Annotated in this window: 15 protein-coding genes and 2 tRNA genes; 7 read left to right on the top strand and 10 right to left on the bottom strand. The window is 44.3% G+C overall.

Annotated features, from left to right (window positions below):
- Window positions 1–13 precede the first annotated feature (13 nt).
- From JMY06_RS07510 to rsmH, 7 genes are all read right to left on the bottom strand, one after another.
- Window positions 14–1,000: a putative RNA methyltransferase gene (locus JMY06_RS07510; protein WP_201617791.1), complete on the bottom strand. Its 987-nt coding sequence runs from the start codon at window positions 998–1,000 to the stop codon at window positions 14–16.
- 110 nt (window positions 1,001–1,110) lie between these two features.
- Window positions 1,111–2,229 (bottom strand): phospho-N-acetylmuramoyl-pentapeptide-transferase, encoded by a 1,119-nt coding sequence (mraY, locus tag JMY06_RS07505; RefSeq protein WP_201617768.1) that lies wholly within the window; start codon window positions 2,227–2,229, stop codon window positions 1,111–1,113.
- Window positions 2,230–2,232: 3 nt separating this feature from the next.
- A complete protein-coding gene (locus tag JMY06_RS07500) occupies window positions 2,233–3,684 on the bottom strand; it encodes a UDP-N-acetylmuramoyl-tripeptide--D-alanyl-D-alanine ligase (protein ID WP_201617767.1) in 1,452 nt (483 codons plus the stop codon).
- Between the two features lie 98 nt (window positions 3,685–3,782).
- Entirely contained in the window at window positions 3,783–5,501 is a 1,719-nt protein-coding gene (locus JMY06_RS07495) for a UDP-N-acetylmuramoyl-L-alanyl-D-glutamate--2,6-diaminopimelate ligase (RefSeq protein ID WP_201617766.1), read from the bottom strand.
- 102 nt (window positions 5,502–5,603) lie between these two features.
- On the bottom strand, window positions 5,604–7,754 hold the full coding sequence (locus JMY06_RS07490) for a peptidoglycan D,D-transpeptidase FtsI family protein (protein ID WP_413786901.1): 2,151 nt from the start codon (window positions 7,752–7,754) through the stop codon (window positions 5,604–5,606).
- The gene (locus JMY06_RS07485; protein ID WP_201617765.1) at window positions 7,751–8,164 is read right to left on the bottom strand and encodes a cell division protein FtsL; all 414 of its coding nucleotides are present in this window, start codon (window positions 8,162–8,164) and stop codon (window positions 7,751–7,753) included. The genes JMY06_RS07490 and JMY06_RS07485 overlap by 4 nt, the downstream gene beginning before the upstream one ends.
- Window positions 8,165–8,619: 455 nt before the next feature.
- The gene (rsmH, locus tag JMY06_RS07480) at window positions 8,620–9,633 is read right to left on the bottom strand and encodes a 16S rRNA (cytosine(1402)-N(4))-methyltransferase RsmH (RefSeq protein ID WP_201617764.1); all 1,014 of its coding nucleotides are present in this window, start codon (window positions 9,631–9,633) and stop codon (window positions 8,620–8,622) included.
- Window positions 9,634–9,637: 4 nt separating this feature from the next.
- Here rsmH and JMY06_RS07475 point away from each other — a divergent pair, with 4 nt between their 5' ends.
- The 6 genes from JMY06_RS07475 to JMY06_RS07450 all read left to right on the top strand — a co-directional run bounded on the left by JMY06_RS07475 (window position 9,638) and on the right by JMY06_RS07450 (window position 13,943).
- Entirely contained in the window at window positions 9,638–9,826 is a 189-nt protein-coding gene (locus tag JMY06_RS07475; protein ID WP_201617763.1) for a hypothetical protein, read from the top strand.
- 189 nt (window positions 9,827–10,015) lie between these two features.
- Window positions 10,016–11,554 (top strand): glutamate--tRNA ligase, encoded by a 1,539-nt coding sequence (gene gltX / locus JMY06_RS07470; RefSeq protein ID WP_201617762.1) that lies wholly within the window; start codon window positions 10,016–10,018, stop codon window positions 11,552–11,554.
- A gap of 94 nt (window positions 11,555–11,648) precedes the next feature.
- Window positions 11,649–12,011: a hypothetical protein gene (locus tag JMY06_RS07465; RefSeq protein ID WP_201617761.1), complete on the top strand. Its 363-nt coding sequence runs from the start codon at window positions 11,649–11,651 to the stop codon at window positions 12,009–12,011.
- Window positions 12,012–12,139: 128 nt separating this feature from the next.
- Window positions 12,140–12,215 (top strand) — tRNA-Ala (locus JMY06_RS07460).
- A 151-nt stretch (window positions 12,216–12,366) separates the two neighbouring features.
- A tRNA-Glu gene (locus JMY06_RS07455) sits at window positions 12,367–12,442 on the top strand.
- A 460-nt stretch (window positions 12,443–12,902) separates the two neighbouring features.
- Complete coding sequence (locus tag JMY06_RS07450; RefSeq protein WP_227672236.1) at window positions 12,903–13,943, top strand: hypothetical protein; 1,041 nt, start codon at window positions 12,903–12,905, stop codon at window positions 13,941–13,943.
- Window positions 13,944–14,181: 238 nt separating this feature from the next.
- On the opposite strand, the gene JMY06_RS07445 is transcribed toward JMY06_RS07450, so the two are convergent.
- Entirely contained in the window at window positions 14,182–15,066 is an 885-nt protein-coding gene (locus JMY06_RS07445; protein WP_201617757.1) for a DMT family transporter, read from the bottom strand.
- Window positions 15,067–15,319: 253 nt separating this feature from the next.
- On the bottom strand, window positions 15,320–15,865 hold the full coding sequence (locus JMY06_RS07440) for a rhodanese-like domain-containing protein (protein ID WP_201617755.1): 546 nt from the start codon (window positions 15,863–15,865) through the stop codon (window positions 15,320–15,322).
- Window positions 15,866–16,224: 359 nt separating this feature from the next.
- On the opposite strand from JMY06_RS07440, the gene JMY06_RS07435 reads away from it, so the two are divergent.
- Window positions 16,225–16,533: a glutaredoxin family protein gene (locus JMY06_RS07435; RefSeq protein ID WP_201617753.1), complete on the top strand. Its 309-nt coding sequence runs from the start codon at window positions 16,225–16,227 to the stop codon at window positions 16,531–16,533.
- Window positions 16,534–16,655: 122 nt separating this feature from the next.
- Here the strand turns inward: JMY06_RS07435 and acnA are convergent, their stop codons facing one another.
- Window positions 16,656–19,508 (bottom strand): aconitate hydratase AcnA, encoded by a 2,853-nt coding sequence (gene acnA / locus JMY06_RS07430; RefSeq protein ID WP_201617751.1) that lies wholly within the window; start codon window positions 19,506–19,508, stop codon window positions 16,656–16,658.
- Between the last annotated feature and the right edge of the window lie 147 nt (window positions 19,509–19,655).

Here is a 19,655-nt window from a genome sequence, read left to right as displayed (position 1 = left end):
AAATTGCTTTACGCTATTTATCAGCCGTTTTTTGCAAAACATAAACGACAAATTTTGCCTCAGTCACAAACGGCTCAGTCTCAGCACTTACCAGCAGTGCTTGCCGACTCTCAGCACGGGCGCGATAAGCATAAGGCGTCATGGTTAATAAATCAGCTAACGCCTCGGCTGACAAGCTCAAATTGGAGCTAATATGATGCGTGTCTGCAAGGGTAAAATACGGAGCTAAAGTAGGTAAAAACTTATCAGAATCATGCTCACGCACACTGTCAAATAACGCCTCGCGCACAGTTGCTAAATGACACATATCCGGCTTGGCAATCACTAAATAGCCCCCCTCTTGTAAGACATTAGCAAATGCTTCCGGCAAAATTGGGCTAAAGATACTACTGATGCCTGTCATGCTATGCGCGCTTAATGGTAAATGCGCCGCGCTGGTCACTAGTGGGTAAATGGCAGCCGTCTTAATTGAGTCTTTTACTTCCTCAACGTTTTGCTGATACCATAAACGATTTGCTGCCTTGCTAGCTTTAGCCAGCTCAATCAGCGCCGGCTTGCTGATATCAGCCGCTATTAATTCATCAATACCCCTGCTTACTTCTGTACCAATTTGCGCCATTGCTTGGGTGTAATATCCTTCTCCGCAACCAATATCTAGCCAGCGTATTTCGGGCGTATCGTTTTTATCATATTCATCATCATTAGTTGCCGTTTTATCTTGCGTCAACAAAGAAGCCATTTGCTGACAAACTAGATTTTGCAACGGTTGATAATATCCTGCGGCCAAAAAACGCTGTCGCGCTGAAATAGAGTCCTGACTGTCGCCGGGGTTTTTAGATTTTTTTTGCTGTACAGGCAACAGATTGACATAGCCTTGCCGCGCCACATCAAATGGATGGCAGGTTTGCTTAGGGAGCAAGCTGCCATCACAGCGCCAAGTATCCGCTGCTGGCTGTAGTGGCGATTGACAAATAGGACAAATAAATAAGGACACAAGCATCTCAAGGGTATACAAATATGGCTGCCATCTTAGCAAAATTTACAAATTATAGGCGACAAAAAACCATCTCAGGGCTTACCAAGATGGTTTTTTGTCGCCTATAATTTGTATTAACGCAGCTTTAACGTCATCAGTCCTAGTATCACCAGTAAGATGGCAATAATCCAGAATCTAGCGACTACTTGTGTCTCTTTCCAACCAATCTCTTCAAAGTGATGATGTAATGGCGCCATCCGAAAAACACGTTTTTTGCGCAATTTATACGAACCCACTTGTAATATGACCGACACGGCTTCGGCGACAAACAGACCACCCATAATGGCAAAGGCAATTTCTTGGCGGGTCATGACGGCAATCGTACCGAGCATCGCGCCCAATGATAGCGCACCCACATCACCCATGAAGACTTCGGCTGGATGGGCGTTGAACCATAAAAATCCGAGACCGGCGCCAATCATCGCGCCACAGACAATAATGACCTCAGAGTTATAAGCGATATAGGGTACGTGCAGATATTCAGCGAATCTCACATCCCCTGATACATAAGCCATTGCACCTAAACCTGCCGCTACCAATACTACTGGCAAGATTGCTAAGCCATCCAAACCGTCGGTTAAATTGACCGCATTCGAGGCACCATTAATTACAAAATAGGTAAAGATGATAAAACCAATACCGAATGGCACTGCTGAGAATGGGATCACCCAATCTTTAAAGATAGGTAATAATAGATCCTGCATTTCCCGTGTGGTTGCCATGTCCGGCTGGAGGGTGGCGATATAATATAAGGAAGCGCCTACAAATAGTGCACCCATGGATAGCCAAAAGTATTTTTTGCGGGCGATGAGACCTTTGGGATTTTTATATTTAATTTTTAGCCAATCATCTGTCCAACCGACCAAGCCAAAAACAATCATCACAATGAGCAAAATCCAGACGTAGGGATTTCCTAGCCGCGCCCACAGTAAGGTTGACACCCCAATGGAGCTCAGTATTAATACCCCACCCATCGTTGGGGTGCCAGTCTTAATTAAATGTGATTGCGGCCCATCATTACGGATAGCCTGACCATATTTAAGCGCACGCAAATGCCGAATAACAGGTTTACCCAAAATCATACTAAAGACAAGCGCGGTAACCACTGACAAAAGCGCGCGTAGCGTTAATGACGATACCGCAGAGAACGGGGAATAATACTGACTAAGCCATTCAAACAACCAAACTAACACCGCCTACTCCTTTACTAGCGCATCAATAAGTGTTTCCATTTTCATGGAACGAGAGCCCTTGAACAACACGGTACAAGGCTGTGCTTGCTTCGCCTGCAAATATGGCTGTAAATACTGTAATAAACTGTCTTTATCATTAAAGGCTTGGGCGTTAATACCACTAACTTCTTGCGCGCCCGCCACGCTGTGGTCAGCATACTCGCCAACACACAGCAGCATATCAATACCCATAGCAGCAATGGAGCAACCTAAACTTTGGTGCTCACTTACAGCAGCATCTCCTAATTCAGCAATATCGCCTAACACCATGACCTGCGTGCCCGTTTGTGCCGCCAATACTTTTGCAGCTGCGCGTACGGAATGCGGATTGGCATTATAAGTGTCATCAATAAGGCGATGCATACCCAGCATCTGACTGTTCAAGCGCCCTTTCGCTGGACGGGCATTCTCTAAACCAGTGACAATATCATCGATATTAATATTTAAGGCATGCGCACAAGCGGCAGCGGCTAAGGCATTGCTAATATTATGCTCGCCTACCAGCGGTAAATTGATATCATGCACCTCAGTGCCGATATGTAATTTGAACGTACTACCTTCAGGCTTAATATTGAGGTGACTGGCACTGACATCGGTATGGCCAAAACCAATTACATGCGTGGTGTGCGTTTCAGCAATCCGTCGTAGTTGATTGGTAAAGTCGTCTTTATCAGGGACAATCGCGTATTGTTTATCGCTTAAAGTATGGAAAATCTCAGCTTTGGTCTGGCAAATACCCTCACGACTACCGAACTCGCCTAAATGCGCAGTGCCAATATTTAAAATACAGGCCACATCAGGACGCACAATCTCAGTGGTATAGGCAATCTCGCCGATATGATTGGCGCCCAACTCTAAGATGGCATAACGATGATGGTCGGACAACTCAAGGAGCATCATCGGTACGCCTAAATCATTATTTAAGTTGCCGCGAGTGATAAGCGTTGGTGCCAATCGACCAAAAATACTGCCAAGCATCTCCTTACAAGTGGTTTTACCGCTAGAGCCAGTGATAGCAATAACGGTCAAGTCTTGATGCTGCTGGCGACGATAAGCAGCCAATTGTCCTAATGCTAGACGGGCATCACTCACTACCAATTGGGGAATACTAGTCAAAATCGGCCGCGATACAATAGCCGCCACTGCGCCTTGCGACGCTGCAACATTAATATAGTCGTGACCGTCAAAGTTATCGCCGCTAATGGCTAAGAAAATATCACCCGTTTTAATGGTACGCGTATCGGTAGCAATCCGATTGCTGGTGACTTTAATATCTTGGTTTGCCAATGCCGTGTCTTTCTCTTTTGTGCTTAGCTGCCAGTGACCATCAAGTGCCGCTGTCGCTGTTAGCAAATTATCCGCTTGCCAGACATACAATCCTTGTGACTGAATGGCGTTATTATTGTCAGCTGTCATAGTAATTACCTTATAGGGTGGCGACGTATTTGATGCTTTTATTATTTGTTTGTCTGCAGGATTTTTTTAAATAAATCCAGCTGATATATCGCAAACGCTTATTGTAAAGCTTTTTGAAGAATCACACTGTCATCGAAGTCATGACGCACGCCATTAATCTCTTGATAAGTCTCATGTCCCTTACCAGCGATAATCACAATATCATCGGCGCTGGCATTACTTACCGCATACTCAATCGCCTTTTGGCGGGCCGGTTCGATATGAGTACGCTTATATTGCTCAGCACTCATACCAACTTGCATGTCTTGCAAGATCACATTGGGGTCTTCGGTACGTGGATTGTCTGCGGTCAATACCACTCGATCCGCACCTGACAATCCTGCCTGCGCCATCAATGGCCGCTTGCCGGAATCGCGGTCGCCGCCGCAGCCAAATACCGCCCACAACTGCCCTTGGCAATGCGTTTTTAGACTCGCCAGCACTTGACTCAAAGCATCAGGCGTATGAGCATAGTCAACGATAAAACAGCCCTCATTGGACGGTACACGTTGCATACGTCCGACTGCACCTTGTAACTGCGGTACTAAACTAGCAATACGCTCAAGACTTATCCCAAGCGCCACTACGGCTGCAATGGCAGCCAATAAATTGGCAACATTAAAGCGTCCAAGTAACGGGCTGATGATATTAATCTCATCAAATTCAGCAGCATCAACCTGACTGCGCAAGGTAATTTCCACACCTTGTAAACTTGGTGCGATGGTAGCGGTAACAAAAGTAGCGTCTTTTGAGGCTTGTAAACTATAGCTCCATACTATTAAGCCGCTGGCATGTGCAGTATCAAGCATCACTTGAGCGTACTCATCATCAATATTGATAATGGCATGGGTTAAGGTTGGAAAATGCGCTTTATCAAATAGCTTGGCTTTAGCCGCGACATAATCGCTCATATCAGCATGATAATCTAAATGATCGCGACTCAAATTGGTATAAATAGCAATAGTTACTGGCACGCCTTGCAGCCGCTGCTGATCAAGGCCATGCGAGCTGGCTTCAAGCGCTAGTATGTCTGCGCCTTCTGACCCTATCTGATATAAAAACTGCTGCACCGCTAAGGCATCACCAGTAGTATGGCTGGCTTGTATTAAAGCGCCAAGCCTACCATTGCCCGCCGTACCCATAACGGCGCTACTCATGGCAGCTAATTGGGTCAATTGCGCGACCAGTTGGCTAATAGTGGTTTTACCATTAGTGCCGGTAACTGCAACGACTGTCGGCAATGCTACCGGTTGTTGATATTGCAAATAGGCTTGTACCAAGTCACCCAAAAAATCACGAATGTTGGGTACAAAAAGTACCGGACATGGCAACGCTGCTAATTGCTTGGGCGCTGTTTGAGTATTGCTACTTTGAGAATTGTCGATCTGAGGATCATTGATTTGGAGGTTAGCGTGAGGCGGGATATTGGCAGGAACAAATAACGCTACTGGATCAATTTCCGATAAGATAAAGGCCGCTTTCTGCGCTGCTTGTACTAGATATTCGCGGCTTCTTTGGCAGTTTTGGCTTTGACTTTTTAGCAGTACAAATATGTCTTTTGCAGCGACTTGACGGCTGTCTAAACGCAACTGCTGAAACGGAATACTAGCGACTGTCGCTGTAGTTGCCGTTAGATTGACTGACGTCTGTATCATTGCTGACAATTGCTGCTGTAGTTCGTTGCTATCGTTATTAGTGCTACTTTTTCTTATAGTACTGTCATTATCAATAAGCTGTTGCAAGGTAACGTCACGTTGCGATGAGGTGGGCGTGGTCATGGGCAAATCCTAGACGTATAAAAATAAATTAAAATAATAGTATAAAAGCAGCAATAACCGCGTGGCTTTTAAACAGTCAAAAGCCAAGCGGTTCAAGGTAAACTATTTAGTCTGTAACGGCTTATCTAGCGGCACATTATACAGACGTAGCGCCTCTTTCATGACATTATGAAATACGGGACCTGCTGTCAAACCTGCATAGTGTAGACCACGTGGGTCTTCAACTAAGATAACCCCTACTAGCTTGGGATTAGAGGCCGGAGCCATACCCGCAAAGACGTTGCGATACTGATCCTCGTAATAACCGCCTTCAGGATTAATCCGGCGTGACGTTCCGGTCTTACCCGCCACGCGATAACCATCGATACCTGCCGCTACTGCCGTACCGCCTTCTGCGGTAACCGTCTCTAGCATTTGTACAATCGACATCGCTTGATCGTGTGCCATAATGCGCTGCCCTGGCTGGACTTTATCAGTTTTAATCAAGGTTAATGGATGTATCACCCCGCCTGCGGCTAGTGCTGAATAGGCCTGTGCCACTTGCGCTACTGTCACCTCCAGCCCATAACCATAACTGACGGTAGCGCGCCGAGCGGTTTCTTTTTCTTTGGGCGTTGTGACCAAGCCGCTACCTTCACCAAGGAACTGTAGCGATGTTTTTTTCCCAAAGCCAAATTGTTTTTGCATGTTGGTAATGGTATCAGGCGGCAATGATAAGGCAATCTTAGTGGCGGCGACGTTACTGGATTTCTGTAACAGTGTCGCCATATTAATCGACCCCAGATTTTCATGGTCGCGAATGGTATAGCCTTTGACCCGAATGGAGCCCGGATTGGTATCAATTAAAGAGTTGGTAGTATATTTTCCAGAGTCCAACGCAGCAGCAACAGTAAAGGGCTTCATGACTGAACCGGGCTCAAAGACGTCTATTAGCGCGCGATTGCGCTGATTTTCACCGGTCATCTCATTGAGATTATTGGAGTTAAAAGACGGCCATGTCGATAGTGCTAACACCTCGCCCGTTTGTACATCTACGATCATACCAGTCGACCATAAGGCTTCTTGTACGCGCCCTACTTTTTCCAGCTCTTTATAGAGCAGATACTGCAAACGTGAATCAATAGTCATCGCCACGTTTTGCCCAGCTACTTCCGGCTCCAGCTGTTTGATTTCTTTTAGGCTATTCTGCTTGGCGTCTTTTAGAATAAGAACTTTACCGTCAGCGCCGGCCAGCGCTTTTTCGTATTGGCGCTCAATACCGGCGCGGCCCTCGTAGCCACCGTCAGGATCATTGGCATTTTGTCCCATAAAACCTAGTAGCTGAGAGTTAGGCTGCGGCTGCGGATAATAGCGCTGGAAGAAGTTTTTTTCATAGACGCCCGGGAAGTCGAGCGCGCTAACACTTTGGGCGATTTCAGGGGTGACTTTGTTAAGTAGCGGCAGGTAGTGCGAGCCTGTACCCGATGGCAGTGCGCCTTTGACGGCCTCTTCATCGGTGACATCAATATTATCATCGATAGCAGTGGCGTTTTGAAGTTCAGTTACCGGAATATTGGCCGCAGCCGCTAGACGGGTTAAATCCATATTATCCAAGCGCTTCTGCATGCGCGCTTGTAAATTTGGGCTGTCAGGATTGACAATTTTGATCCGTTTCAGCTCATAGTATTCACGGGCATAATCATGCGGACTGAATGTCACGGTTGCTAGCGGCGCGCTGACTGCCAGCGGCAATTGATTGCGATCGGTAATCATGCCACGGTAAGATTTTTGGGTGCGCACGCTCGTGATCAGCTCATTACCTTTATCTTGATAAAACTGGGCATTAGCCACTTGTAAATAATAAGCACGCCCTATCAACAAAGCGAGTATGACAAGAGCAATTCCCCAAATAGTACGAAAGCGATTTTTATCATATTCAAAGCCGCCACGCGACGAGGCACCAGAAGCCTTGCTGAATATCGCCTTTTTTCTTCTACGGTTTTTGACGCTGGTATATGCGCCTTGTGTCTCATTCTTTTTTAGACGACTCATTAGCTTATTTGAGCGGTTTGTCTTTGACGCCTTATCTCTCGCAGCTGTCTTTCCATTACGTGCTTTTCCAGCAGTAGTCGATTTGGTAGTACTAGCCCGCCGCAGAGGCTTGATGACCTTACCGCTGGCTGATTTTTTATTGGCATTTTTTGCGGTAGATTTTTTGGCAGTATTGGTCGCTGAGTTAGGTTTTCTGGTAGGTTTTTTATTATTATCACTCATTGTCCTACCTCCACAGTGGCTGGGCTGATCGTTTCAGCTACCGCAGCACTCGGTTGGATAATGAGTTTATCTTTAGAAGTTGGGGTATACATTCCCAGTTCGGAAACCGCGCGGCTGGCGATCTGCGGGGTAGCACTAAAGGTTTGCTGCTCGATCAAAAGACGCTGGTGCTCAACTTGAAGCTTACGTTCTTGTTTTTTCATATCTTGCAAAGCTTTATAATCCTGATGATATTTTTGAATGTCTTCGGCCGTTTTGATACCACTCCACACGATAGCCGCTGCCAACAGCAATAATACCACCACGTAGAGACTCACCACGTTAAAGCGCTGCGCGAACAATTCGCCGATATCGGTAGAATGTGGCGGCGCAGGGTTGCGACGGTTTGTAGGTTTGCCAGATATTGCCATCACGATCTCAAAAAAGTAAACTCAAATATAAAAAACGGTTTAGGATAACGCGTTATCAGCGTCATACATTCCCGTCAACACCAACAATAAATAGAACAATAAAAACACGATAAATAAAACTTGCCAGCACCTACTCTCGCCAGCAACTATTAATGACAAACCATTAGTGGCAAACCATATCACGGCAAAGGTTTAATCTATGTCCATAGCAAATAGCAAACTACACCCGCCGCAAAAGTCAGATTAAAAATTAACCTATGAGCCTAGCAGATAATATTTACAGCTTTTTAACAGGAGCGTATTCATTAAGAGGTCTTACATTGAAAAAGTATGATTATTAACAAATACTTTTAATCATCAATTTTTAGTTATCAATGCCGCTATTCACTAATCTCACTATGAGCAAGCCGTTAAAATAAAAAAATACCCAGAAAATAGTATTGAATAAACACTTCTTACTCTACATCAGGTTGATAGGCAACCTCTGTACGAGTCGCCGTCCGTAGCCAAGCACTACGCGAACGTGGATTGTTCGCCACTTCAGCTTTACTGGGCCCAATGCGTTTGGGCTTGCTAAAATAGCGCGGACGATCAGGCCGTATCGGCAAATTTTCATCTTCTGGATATTGCCCTTTGCTATGACGCTGCAAAAACTGCTTGATACGCCTATCTTCTAACGAGTGAAAGCTAATCACTGCCAGCTGACCGCCAGCCTTGAGAATAGGAATACTTTGTTCTAAAAAGCTATCCACATCACCAAGCTCGTTATTAATAAAAATGCGCATTGCCTGAAAGCTTTGAGTGGCCGGATGCTTGCCTCGCTGCCAATTAGGATGCGCCACCTTGATGACTTCTGCTAGCTCTAATGTAGACGTATAACTACTCATCTCTTTAATCGCTCGCGCAATCCGCCGACTATGACGCTCCTCACCAAAATCATATAACACATTGGCTAAGGTCTCATCATCGACCTGCTCAAGCCATTCAGCAACTGACTGACCGCGCGTGGTATCCATGCGCATGTCCACTGCGCCATCCCGCATAAAGCTAAAACCACGACTGCCATCATCAATTTGCGGCGACGATACGCCCAAATCTGCCATCAGGCCATCCACTTGCATGATACCCATTGCCGCTAAGCTGTCCGTTAAGCTGGCAAAGCTGTCATGAATGACATGCACACGGTTGTCTATACTTGCAAGCTCACGTGCAACAGTAATAGCGGTTGGGTCTTTATCGATAACAATAAGCTTCGCATCACCAGCGAGCTGGGATAATAATAATCGGCTATGACCACCGCGCCCAAAGGTCGCATCGACATAGATACCGCTGGCTTGCAGGCTATTTTCCTCATTATCAGCAGCATCGGTATCATCCCGTTGCAGCGGTAACGATTTTACCCCTAGCACTGCTGCAACAGCTTCTTGCAATAACACGGCATCGTGTGCAAAGCTTAATTTGTCAGGCATTATTTTGTCAGAGACAGTTTTATCAGAGACAGTCGCCTCCGGCGCAGTGGTAGCAGACGGATTATCCATAGTAGAAGCTGCAGCCGATATGGCAGAAAGTTCTGCGGCAGAGGAAGGACGGGCTTTAGAATTTGGCTTAGATTTTGATGCGGACACAAACAACTCAATAAATGACGACCAATCTGGCCAATAATTAGATATAAATAAACAAGTTAGAACTTAACTTGCATTATTATCGCAAGGATACATCTGTAGTCAAGCACCAACTGACCTTTTCGGCAAAAATATTAACTATCCCTGCTATAATAGCGCTATATTTTACGCTAACTTACTTCTTTTTTAACTTCTATTCTCTAATTGACGATAATATTTTGAGGCCCTCATGACCCAAACTGCCAATCATACCCCTAGCAATGCTAACCGCCGTCCTGTCCGTACCCGAATTGCGCCCTCACCTACTGGCTTTCCGCATGTCGGCACTGCTTATATTGCGCTGTTCAACTTGGCTTTTGCTAAAGTGCATGGCGGCGAATTTATTCTACGCATTGAAGACACCGACCAAGTGCGCTCAACGGTACAGTCTGAAAAAATGATTTTAGATGCCCTACGCTGGGTAGGATTGGATTGGGCAGAAGGTCCTGACGTTGGCGGACCGCACGCACCATATCGTCAAAGTGAACGTGCTGACATCTATAAAAAGCACGCTCAGCAATTACTGGACAGCGATCATGCATTCCGCTGTTTTTGTACCGCAGAAGAGCTTGATGCCATGCGCGCAGCACAAATGGCCAATGGCGAAACTCCGCGCTATGACGGACGCTACGCCAATTTATCACGCGCAGAATCCGACAAAATGGTCGCTGACGGCATGCCATACGTCATTCGTATGCGCGTACCGACAGAAGGCGTATGCCATGTTGAAGATATGCTGCGTGGAGCCGTTGAAATCCCGTGGGCGCAAGTAGATATGCAAGTATTGCTCAAAACTGATGGCTTGCCCACTTATCATTTGGCCAACGTCGTCGATGACCACTTAATGGAAATCAGTCATGTGTTGCGCGGTGAAGAATGGCTGAACTCTGCGCCTAAACATCAATTGCTGTATGAGTATTTCGGTTGGGAGATGCCCGTATTGTGCCACATGCCGCTACTGCGCAATCCTGACAAGTCTAAGCTGTCTAAACGTAAAAACCCAACTTCTATCACCTATTACCGTGATGCCGGCGTATTGCCCGAAGCCTTGCTCAACTATCTAGGCCGCATGGGTTATTCCATGCCTGACGAGGCCGAAAAGTTCACCTTAAAGGAAATGATTGCCAGCTTTGATATTCATCGTGTCTCGCTTGGTGGCCCTATTTTTGATATCGAAAAGCTCAATTGGCTGAATGCCGAATGGCTACGCGCGCTAACGCCAGAAGAGCTTAAAAATAAAATCCTCGCATGGGCCAATGACAGCGACAAATTGACCGCCATGGCCGCCGCTATCCAGCCCCGTATTGAACTGCTTTCTGATGCGGTAAATTGGGGCGCTTTCTACTTCCAAAACTTACCCGATATCAATGCTGAAAGCTTTACGCATAAATCGCTCGCACCCGAGCAAATTATAGAAATGCTACAACTTGCTATTTGGCAGCTTGAGACCTTACCAACATGGTCTGAGGAAAATATCTATGCCACTCTAAAGGGCTTATCTGCTGCCCTTGATATTAAGATGCGCGACTTTATGGCACCGTTCTTTGTGGCAATTGCGGGCAGCACCTCATCGACGCCAGTCATGAACTCGATGGCGATTATTGGCGCAGATATGACACTCATACGTCTACGTCATGGTGTTGAAATGCTTGGCGGCTTAGGTAAAAAGAAACTGAAGAAGTTAGAGAAGCAAGCGGCTGAATTACCAGACTTTTTAGCGTCTGAATAAGTTTTTGATTTAAGAAAGGACGAGCCGGACTATTACTGACCTGTCCTTTTCATTAAGACTGACATTCACTTAAACTTATCCACTGGAGGCTAACATGGCAGCTAATGCCGTCACTATAAAGAATAGTGACCATTTTTTCCCCACTCAAAAGCAAGCACAAAAATATTATTCTGGGATAGTAAAAGAGCTTTATGACACTGAGCACACTCTTACCAATGGACAAGACTTTGAAGACTTGGAATGGATATATACCTCTTACTGTGGTTATACAGACGACAAGTTGGATCTATTAAAAGATACTGATATTACTGGTTTTAAAGGCGTAAAGACCATCAGCCAAAATAGTGGCCAATACATTGCCACTGAATGTTGTGTGGTAGTCTTTTCTAATGGTACTGAAGAAGAGTTTTCTGTAGATAAAGCGGTTAAAGAAATCGCTAACCATCAAAAAGTTTGATTAATTTGGCGACAGAAAATCCCCCATTATTATCTTCTGTCTGATTAATTAATATATTTACCACTATTTTTGAAAATAGCTATTGACAACCTCCCGCTACTTACCTAAAATACGCACACTCTTAGCGAGGGGCTATAGCTCAGTTGGTAGAGCACTTGCATGGCATGCAAGGGGTCAACGGTTCGACTCCGTTTAGCTCCACCACACTATTTATTATCAAGTGCAGCAATGCTGAACCTGTATAGTGAATAACTTGCTAATAGCTCAACATCAGCTCTAGGCACCGCTTTTTAAGCACTCTGATGTTGTTATCGTTATAGTATTATGAATATATAATATCTATAACACACTATGCGTCCCCATCGTCTAGTGGCCTAGGACACTGCCCTTTCACGGCGGTAACGGGGGTTCGAACCCCCCTGGGGACGCCACTATATGGCGTCATTTATTAGCACTTTTTCTGAAACGGATTAGATTAGACTAATAAATGCACCACTAAAAAGCCCAATCATCGCGATTGGGCTTTTTTTATGTCTATTTTTTACGGTAGCCGTTTTTGTATCGACCTTTTTAAATTAAACTCTATGCCATATTATTTGATTTAAAAATTCTAACCTAATAAGAATACCTCCTATTAACCCCCTGAGGAACTTACATAAGCTTACATTGAGGCGATCTACTGACATAGTGTAACGCCTTTATACACAAAGTTAGCGATTTCCTACTTAAAGGCGTTACCAATTCCTTTCTTTATTACCTAGAATGACATTGTACTTATTAGATTTATAAGTGATTTTCTATAAATTACTTATAAATTCTGAATTAAGAGGTTTGTCACATTATGAAAGTAATTTATTAAAACAATATACTAATACATTAGAAGGAATGACTATGTTACCTACTTATGCACCTCAACGGCGCCCATCATGGCGTGGAGTGTTCGCAGGCCTCATTATGGGGCTGATGGTCGTTATGGCGATGATTGCTATCGCTTTGATATTAAGCTCATTTATACCTTTTGATTTAAAGGGTACAAGCATTGCCGCCGGTATCTATGCGGCGATTACCGCATTAGTTAGTGCGTTTGTAGCGGGCTACTTTGCCATTAAATACTCAGCACCTGAAGCGCTATTTGGTGATGGTACGGATATCGATCCAAAAGACGCTACTTTAACCGGTATACTAACCGCTGCATTAATTGTACTGCTTAGTACATTTTTTACACTAAGTAGCGCGACTGGCATTTTAGCGACAGCAGGTAATGCGGTAGGTTCTACAGTTAGTACCGTAGCTAAAACAGCTGCTACGACAGCTACTGTTGGTGCAACCGCCACTGGTGCAGCATCACAAAGTGGTGCTGTGCAACAAAAAGCACAAGAAGTTTATCAACGTGTATCAGGTGAGATTAGCGAAGAAGATCTGCAAGCAATGGTCGCAAAAAATACACAGAATTTGAATCAACAACAGATTGCGGCAACCAGCAGTGTAATTAAAGATATGTTCGCTGAGACTAAAAGCCAAGTTGCTAACATGGACTTCACTGATCTAGACACGTGGCGCAACATTGATGACTATGCAAAACAACGTATGGCATCTATCGAAACAATGTTAAAAGGTCCTGAGCTTATCAACCGTCTAGAACAAGAAGGCCTAACTGAGCCACAAGCTATCCAAGTACGTCAAGAAGTTCAACAGTCATTCAACGAATATAAAATGAAAACTGAGCAATATATTGCAGAAGCAAAACAGTCTGCTGAGCAAAAACTACAGCAAGCTGAAGACGTTGCACGTAAAGCTGCTTTATATACTGGTCTATTTTGGCTAATCAGTGCTATATTAACCTTTATCGCTAGTACTTTTGGTGCCAAAACTGCGGCAGCAAATTATCGTTTAGCTAAGCCTATCGTAACTTATGGCGATAATATTAAATAAGTTTGAATAGTACTTACTTAAACAGTTAATGATTGAATAAGTCATAAATTATAAAGTTATTAATATTAAAGAAAAAGCCCAATCATTATGATTGGGCTTTTTTTTATGCTCGTTTTGTATTGGCATAAGCCAATCATTTAACTGAGCAAACCAATATAATTTTGGAGCGAGATAACAACTTAACTAAAGGATCAACGATGTCAAATATTTGATGGTCAAGTTATTTTATAAATGAGATTCATGAATGAACCAACTTCTTTAAAGATAAATTTAAAGACAAGTATGTGCCAACCAATATCACCCCTGAGCCAATAATTGCCCCCGTATCCAATGCTTCGCCAAGTAACACATAACCAAAAACTATCGCAAAAATTGGAATGACTAAGGTAATACTCGTCGCACGCATTGCGCCAATGCTTTTGATAAGCTGATTCATAAAGATTAAGGCGATTGCCGTCGAAAATACGCCAATGCAAATGACTGATAGCCAAGCTTTTAGGTTAATACTTTTACCATATGGAAATTCATAAATGGCAATAGGTAGCATGACCAAACTGGCAATGATTAGCGAACCTGCGGTAATAGCAATTGGTGAGAGGTCACCTAAATAGTTTCTAGTAATATTGGCTCCTGTTGCATAACCAACACAAGCCAATAATGCGTAGCCCATCGGTATTAAGTCTGAGCCTTGCCCAGAAAATAGGTGCTCACTCATCAAAATAATGACGCCAACGACACCGATAATCAATCCAAGGATTTGTTTTTTTGAGAGTTTATCGTTAAAAAACGTACTGGCGATAAACCCACTCATCATCGGTACAGAGGCATTAAGCACGGCCAATACACCCGCATTCACTGACTGTGCAGAGAAAGAAAACAGCACGAATGGAATGGCAGCGGAGAATAAACCGACGACTGTAAGTGCTTTGTAATTTTCACGAATACCTTGTCTATTTTTTGAGTTTAGCAACACAAAAATAAGCATGGTTAACCCTGCAAATACCACACGCAGGCTAGCAAATGCCAATGAGCCAAACTCAGGGACTCCCACTCGATAAAATATAAAAGATAACGACCACATAAAGGAGAGCGTAAAAAAGATAATAAGGTCGCGTCTGGTCATTTGCTCACTCAATTTAGCTTAGCACTGTTAGTGCTTGCGTTGGTTTCTATCATTATTCTAATTTTTAAAATTAGTTTTAGATTTAAGATACTAAATTAGTATAAATGGAATTCAATATAAATACTGTGATGATAAAGACTAATTATAGCACCCAACAAAAAACCCAACGTTATGTTGGGTTTTTTGTTGGGTGTACGGTTGATGTTGCGTGGGTACGTCGTAGGCTGCCTTAATATAAAGCAGCCAGCAAGACTTAGGGTTTGCTGATTTTGCTCGGATTAATCGTTGATGACCAAGGCAGTTTGGAGTTTTGCCAACCGTTCATGATACGAAACCCCTTCATCGCACCCTCCTTTACCGCGCTTCCCTGAAAACCATGATCGATATACTTTACGTTTGAATATCCCTGGGACAACAGATATTCAGCACTGGGCTTACCGCGCGCAGAGCCCGAGCGACACATGGTAACTATTAGAGCGTCTTTGCCAAGGCCCTTGGCCTTGAGAGCTTTTTCGACATCGCTAGCGAAATCCGGATTGCTCTGCATGGCGAAACTGGCCTTGTCTTCATTGAACTGAGTGCGATCGACCAGCTTGAACGGAATATTGGTATCCACAGCATCCGTAAACCCGACAAACATGATTTCCACAGGGTCCCTGACGTCAATGAACAGCAGTTGGTCAGCATCTTTCTGTACAAGATTCCAGACAGCCTCTGGGGTCACGGATAGCGCATCTTCCGCACTGGCATGAGAAATAACACCGAACATGATGAGTAATGACAATATAATATTTTTCATTTTTTCCTCTATAGAGCTATAGCGACCTCTTTGATGTCACCCTGTTCAGGACGGCAATCAATGTCAGCTCTACATGATGATATAAGTAAAAGTGGTAATATTAGTACTTGATGACGTTGACTATCTTACGATTATTAAAGCAATGGCGCAATGGATGCGGTGGTCAGTACTGTGGAAGTTGTAAGTCATTGGACTAATTAATGAAGTTTAGTATCTACGAGCTATGAATATTAAGCATAAATTAGACTTAAGGTGTTAATCACACTATACTCATCATCAAAAACCAGCTTAAAAAATAAGAATGAATAGGTAACTCTATGATTTTTTTAAAAATATTTTCAGGCGTCCTCGGTGTCACTGTGTTAATAGCCTGTATTTACCTCATAAACGCCAGCGCCGTTGTTCCAGACTCTGTCGCCTGTGACGCATCTGATAATAATGACATTGTTTTGTACGGTGCCGTCTGGTGTGGCTACTGCGAACAGACCAGACAGTTGCTAGCCTCACACAATGTTGACTACTGTGAATACGATATTGAACGCTCTGCTGAAGGCTATAAACAATACGAAAGTCTAGGTGGTGGCGGTGTGCCTTTGATGTTATTTAACGGTGAAGTGGTTCGAGGATATAACAAACCTGAAATTGAGTGGCAAGTACAGAATCAGTAAACTGCGCCTCACTCATACATATCCTTTGAGCGAATATAGGCTGGGTTAATTTCGTTATTCAACCATCCAATAAAAAACCCCAACTTAACGTTGAGGTTTTTTTGTTTTAAGAAAGTTAAAAATTAGGCAACGTCTTTACTCTCACTAGCTAGGTGACGCAGCACATAGTGCAATACGCCACCATGACGGACGTATTCGCGCTCTTTTGGCGTCTGTAGCACCACATTCACCTCAAAGGTCTCAGTTGAGCCATCAGCGCGTGTGGCGGTAACGTTTGCCATTTCACTTTCACCATTGTTTAGCCCAGTGATACTAAGCACTTCTGAGCCATCAAGATTGTGTGATTGAGCACTCTCACCGTCTTTAAAGGTTAAAGGCAGTACACCCATTCCGACTAGATTGGAGCGGTGGATACGCTCAAACGAGCCAGTCAATACCGCTTTGACACCCAACAGAATCGTTCCTTTAGCTGCCCAGTCACGGCTGGAACCCGAACCATACTCTTCGCCACCAAGTACCACTAGCGAACGGCCCTCTTCTTTATACTTCATAGCGGCATCATAAATAGGCATCTGCTTACCATCTTTTAAAGTTGCTTTATCACCTTTGAGGTAATAAGTATAACCGCCTTCTTTACCGTCCATCATTAAGTTTTTGATACGAATATTGGCAAAAGTACCACGGGTCATCACCGCGTCATTACCACGGCGTGAGCCATAGCTGTTGAAGTCGGCTTCCATTACCCCGCGACCTTTCAAGTACAGGCCAGCTGGAGAATCTGCATCAATATTACCGGCAGGTGAGATATGGTCAGTAGTGATAGAGTCACCGAACAGGCCTAATATGCGCGCATCCTCAATGTCAGGAATACCTTGTGGCTCCATAGTCATACCGTCAAAGAATGGTGGGTTCTTAATGTACGTTGATTCTTCGCTCCATGGATACAGCTGACTGTCTGAGGAGGTGATGGCATTCCACTCATCACTACCGTCAAATACTTCGCCATAGTTTTTATGGAACATCTCTGCATCGATATTATTGGCAATCAGCTCATTAATCTCAGCTGAGGTCGGCCAGATGTCTTTTAAGAAAACATCATTACCGTCTTGGTCTTGTCCCAGCGGATGAGTGGTCATGTCCATATCTACCGTACCTGCTAGCGCATAGGCAACGACTAATGGCGGTGAAGCTAAATAGTTGGCTTTTACATGCGAGTGGATACGACCTTCGAAGTTACGGTTGCCTGATAGTACAGCAGCGGCGACCAAATCATTATCTTCAATACCTTTTTCTATACTCTCAAGTAAAGGTCCTGAATTACCGATACAGGTCGTACAGCCGTAACCGACTAAGTAAAAGCCAATTTTCTCCAGCTCATCTATCAGTTTGGTTTTTTCAAGGTAATCGGTGACTACTTTTGATCCTGGCGCCAGGGAGGTTTTTACCCAAGGCTTGGCGGTAAGGCCTTTTGCCGCTGCATTTCTAGCGACCAATCCTGCCCCAATCATTACCGCCGGGTTTGACGTATTGGTACAAGAGGTAATCGCTGCAATGACCACAGCACCATCACGCAGCTTATGCTCATTGTCCTTTATATGGACGTTAGAGAAGACACTGTTAGCAGCATGTCTAACATTACCGACATCAAACTGCATATCCTGTGTCATATTAGGCTTAGCTGCTAGTTTGTCAGCTTGCTCTTGTTCACCGCCCTCTTCATCAAAGCGATCTTTACCTTTGATTTCCGCTTTGCGATCTTTAGTCATCGTCTGCAAGGTCTTGCCGAAGCTATCATACATACCGGATAGAGAAATACGCTGATGCGGCAATTTAGGACCGGCAAGTGATGGCTCAACCGTAGTTAAATCAAGATGTAACTTGCTTGAATAAGTGGCATCGGGTGTATCGGCATCATGCCATAGACCTTGTGCCTTAGCATACTTTTCAACCAGTTCAATTTGCGCTTCATCACGTCCTGATAGACGCAGGTAATCAATTGATATTTGGTCAATAGGGAAAATACCACAAGTCGCACCATACTCTGGAGACATATTGGCAATGGTCGCTCGATCAGCAAGCGGCATATTGTGCAAGCCTTCGCCGTAGAACTCAACGAACTTGCCAACGACCCCGTGAGCACGTAGCATTTCAACCACGCGTAGTACCAAGTCAGTCGCGGTAACACCTTCGGTGAGTGCGCCGGACATCTCGAAGCCAACCACTTGCGGAATCAGCATAGATGAGGGCTGTCCCAGCATCGCAGCTTCGGCCTCAATACCACCAACGCCCCAACCAAGTACGCCAATACCATTAATCATCGTGGTATGACTGTCGGTACCAAAGACTGTATCAGGATAAGCGGTCAGCTCAGTGCCATTTTCGCCCTCAACCTCAGCGGCCATCACCACACGTGCTAGGTACTCGAGGTTCACTTGATGCACAATACCGGTAGCTGGAGGTACGACGGCGAAATTTTTAAAAGCATGCTTGCCCCAATGCAAAAATTCATAGCGCTCATTATTGCGCTCAAACTCAATCTTTTTATTCAAATCTAGCGCATCTTCGCGGCCATAAACGTCCACTTGTACCGAGTGGTCAACGACCAATTCACTAGGGATAAATGGATTAATTTGCTCCGCTTTACCACCAAGCTTGACCACGGCATCACGCATTGCGGCCAAATCAACAACCGATGGCACGCCAGTGAAATCCTGTAGAACGACACGCGCTGGCATAAAAGCGATTTCTTGTGCAGATGCTGCACCAGCGTCCCAGTTAGCGACCGCTTCAATATGGTTTTTACCGACTGATTGCCCGCCGTCTTCATTACGCAGCAAGTTCTCTAGTACGATTTTCATACAAAATGGTAGAGTTTGAATATTGTCATAGGCTTTGGTCAGCTCAGGCAAGCTGTAATAGACATGCTCCTTGCCATCGACCGAGAGGGTGTTTTTTACATTGAAAATATCACTCATGGTAGCTTCCTTATCTACGTTATAGATTGGTATGAATTTATTGTTATAACAGATGGTTTTCAGTACGTGTAGCTAGGTTAGTATATTTAAAATAGCTTATTTATAGCTTTATTAACAATAAACTATCAATAGAAGCTTAATAATTAA

This window comes from Psychrobacter urativorans (assembly GCF_904846675.1).
GTDB lineage: Bacteria > Pseudomonadota > Gammaproteobacteria > Pseudomonadales > Moraxellaceae > Psychrobacter > Psychrobacter urativorans_B.
The sequence above is the reverse complement of the archived record's forward strand: the minus strand, read 5'-3'. Positions and strand labels throughout refer to the sequence as shown.

What these genes read in the sequence shown, in the direction of transcription:
- JMY06_RS07490 (WP_413786901.1), bottom strand. Translation starts at nt 7,754, where the DNA reads ATGAGTGATAATAATAAAAAACCTACCAGAAAACCTAACTCAGCGACC.
- JMY06_RS07485 (WP_201617765.1), bottom strand. Translation starts at nt 8,164, where the DNA reads ATGGCAATATCTGGCAAACCTACAAACCGTCGCAACCCTGCGCCGCCA.
- gltX (WP_201617762.1), top strand. Translation starts at nt 10,016, where the DNA reads ATGACCCAAACTGCCAATCATACCCCTAGCAATGCTAACCGCCGTCCT.
- JMY06_RS07465 (WP_201617761.1), top strand. Translation starts at nt 11,649, where the DNA reads ATGGCAGCTAATGCCGTCACTATAAAGAATAGTGACCATTTTTTCCCC.
- JMY06_RS07495 (WP_201617766.1), bottom strand. Translation starts at nt 5,501, where the DNA reads ATGACCACGCCCACCTCATCGCAACGTGACGTTACCTTGCAACAGCTT.
- JMY06_RS07440 (WP_201617755.1), bottom strand. Translation starts at nt 15,865, where the DNA reads ATGAAAAATATTATATTGTCATTACTCATCATGTTCGGTGTTATTTCT.
- JMY06_RS07500 (WP_201617767.1), bottom strand. Translation starts at nt 3,684, where the DNA reads ATGACAGCTGACAATAATAACGCCATTCAGTCACAAGGATTGTATGTC.
- rsmH (WP_201617764.1), bottom strand. Translation starts at nt 9,633, where the DNA reads ATGCCTGACAAATTAAGCTTTGCACACGATGCCGTGTTATTGCAAGAA.
- JMY06_RS07450 (WP_227672236.1), top strand. Translation starts at nt 12,903, where the DNA reads ATGTTACCTACTTATGCACCTCAACGGCGCCCATCATGGCGTGGAGTG.
- JMY06_RS07510 (WP_201617791.1), bottom strand. Translation starts at nt 1,000, where the DNA reads ATGCTTGTGTCCTTATTTATTTGTCCTATTTGTCAATCGCCACTACAG.
- JMY06_RS07445 (WP_201617757.1), bottom strand. Translation starts at nt 15,066, where the DNA reads ATGACCAGACGCGACCTTATTATCTTTTTTACGCTCTCCTTTATGTGG.
- acnA (WP_201617751.1), bottom strand. Translation starts at nt 19,508, where the DNA reads ATGAGTGATATTTTCAATGTAAAAAACACCCTCTCGGTCGATGGCAAG.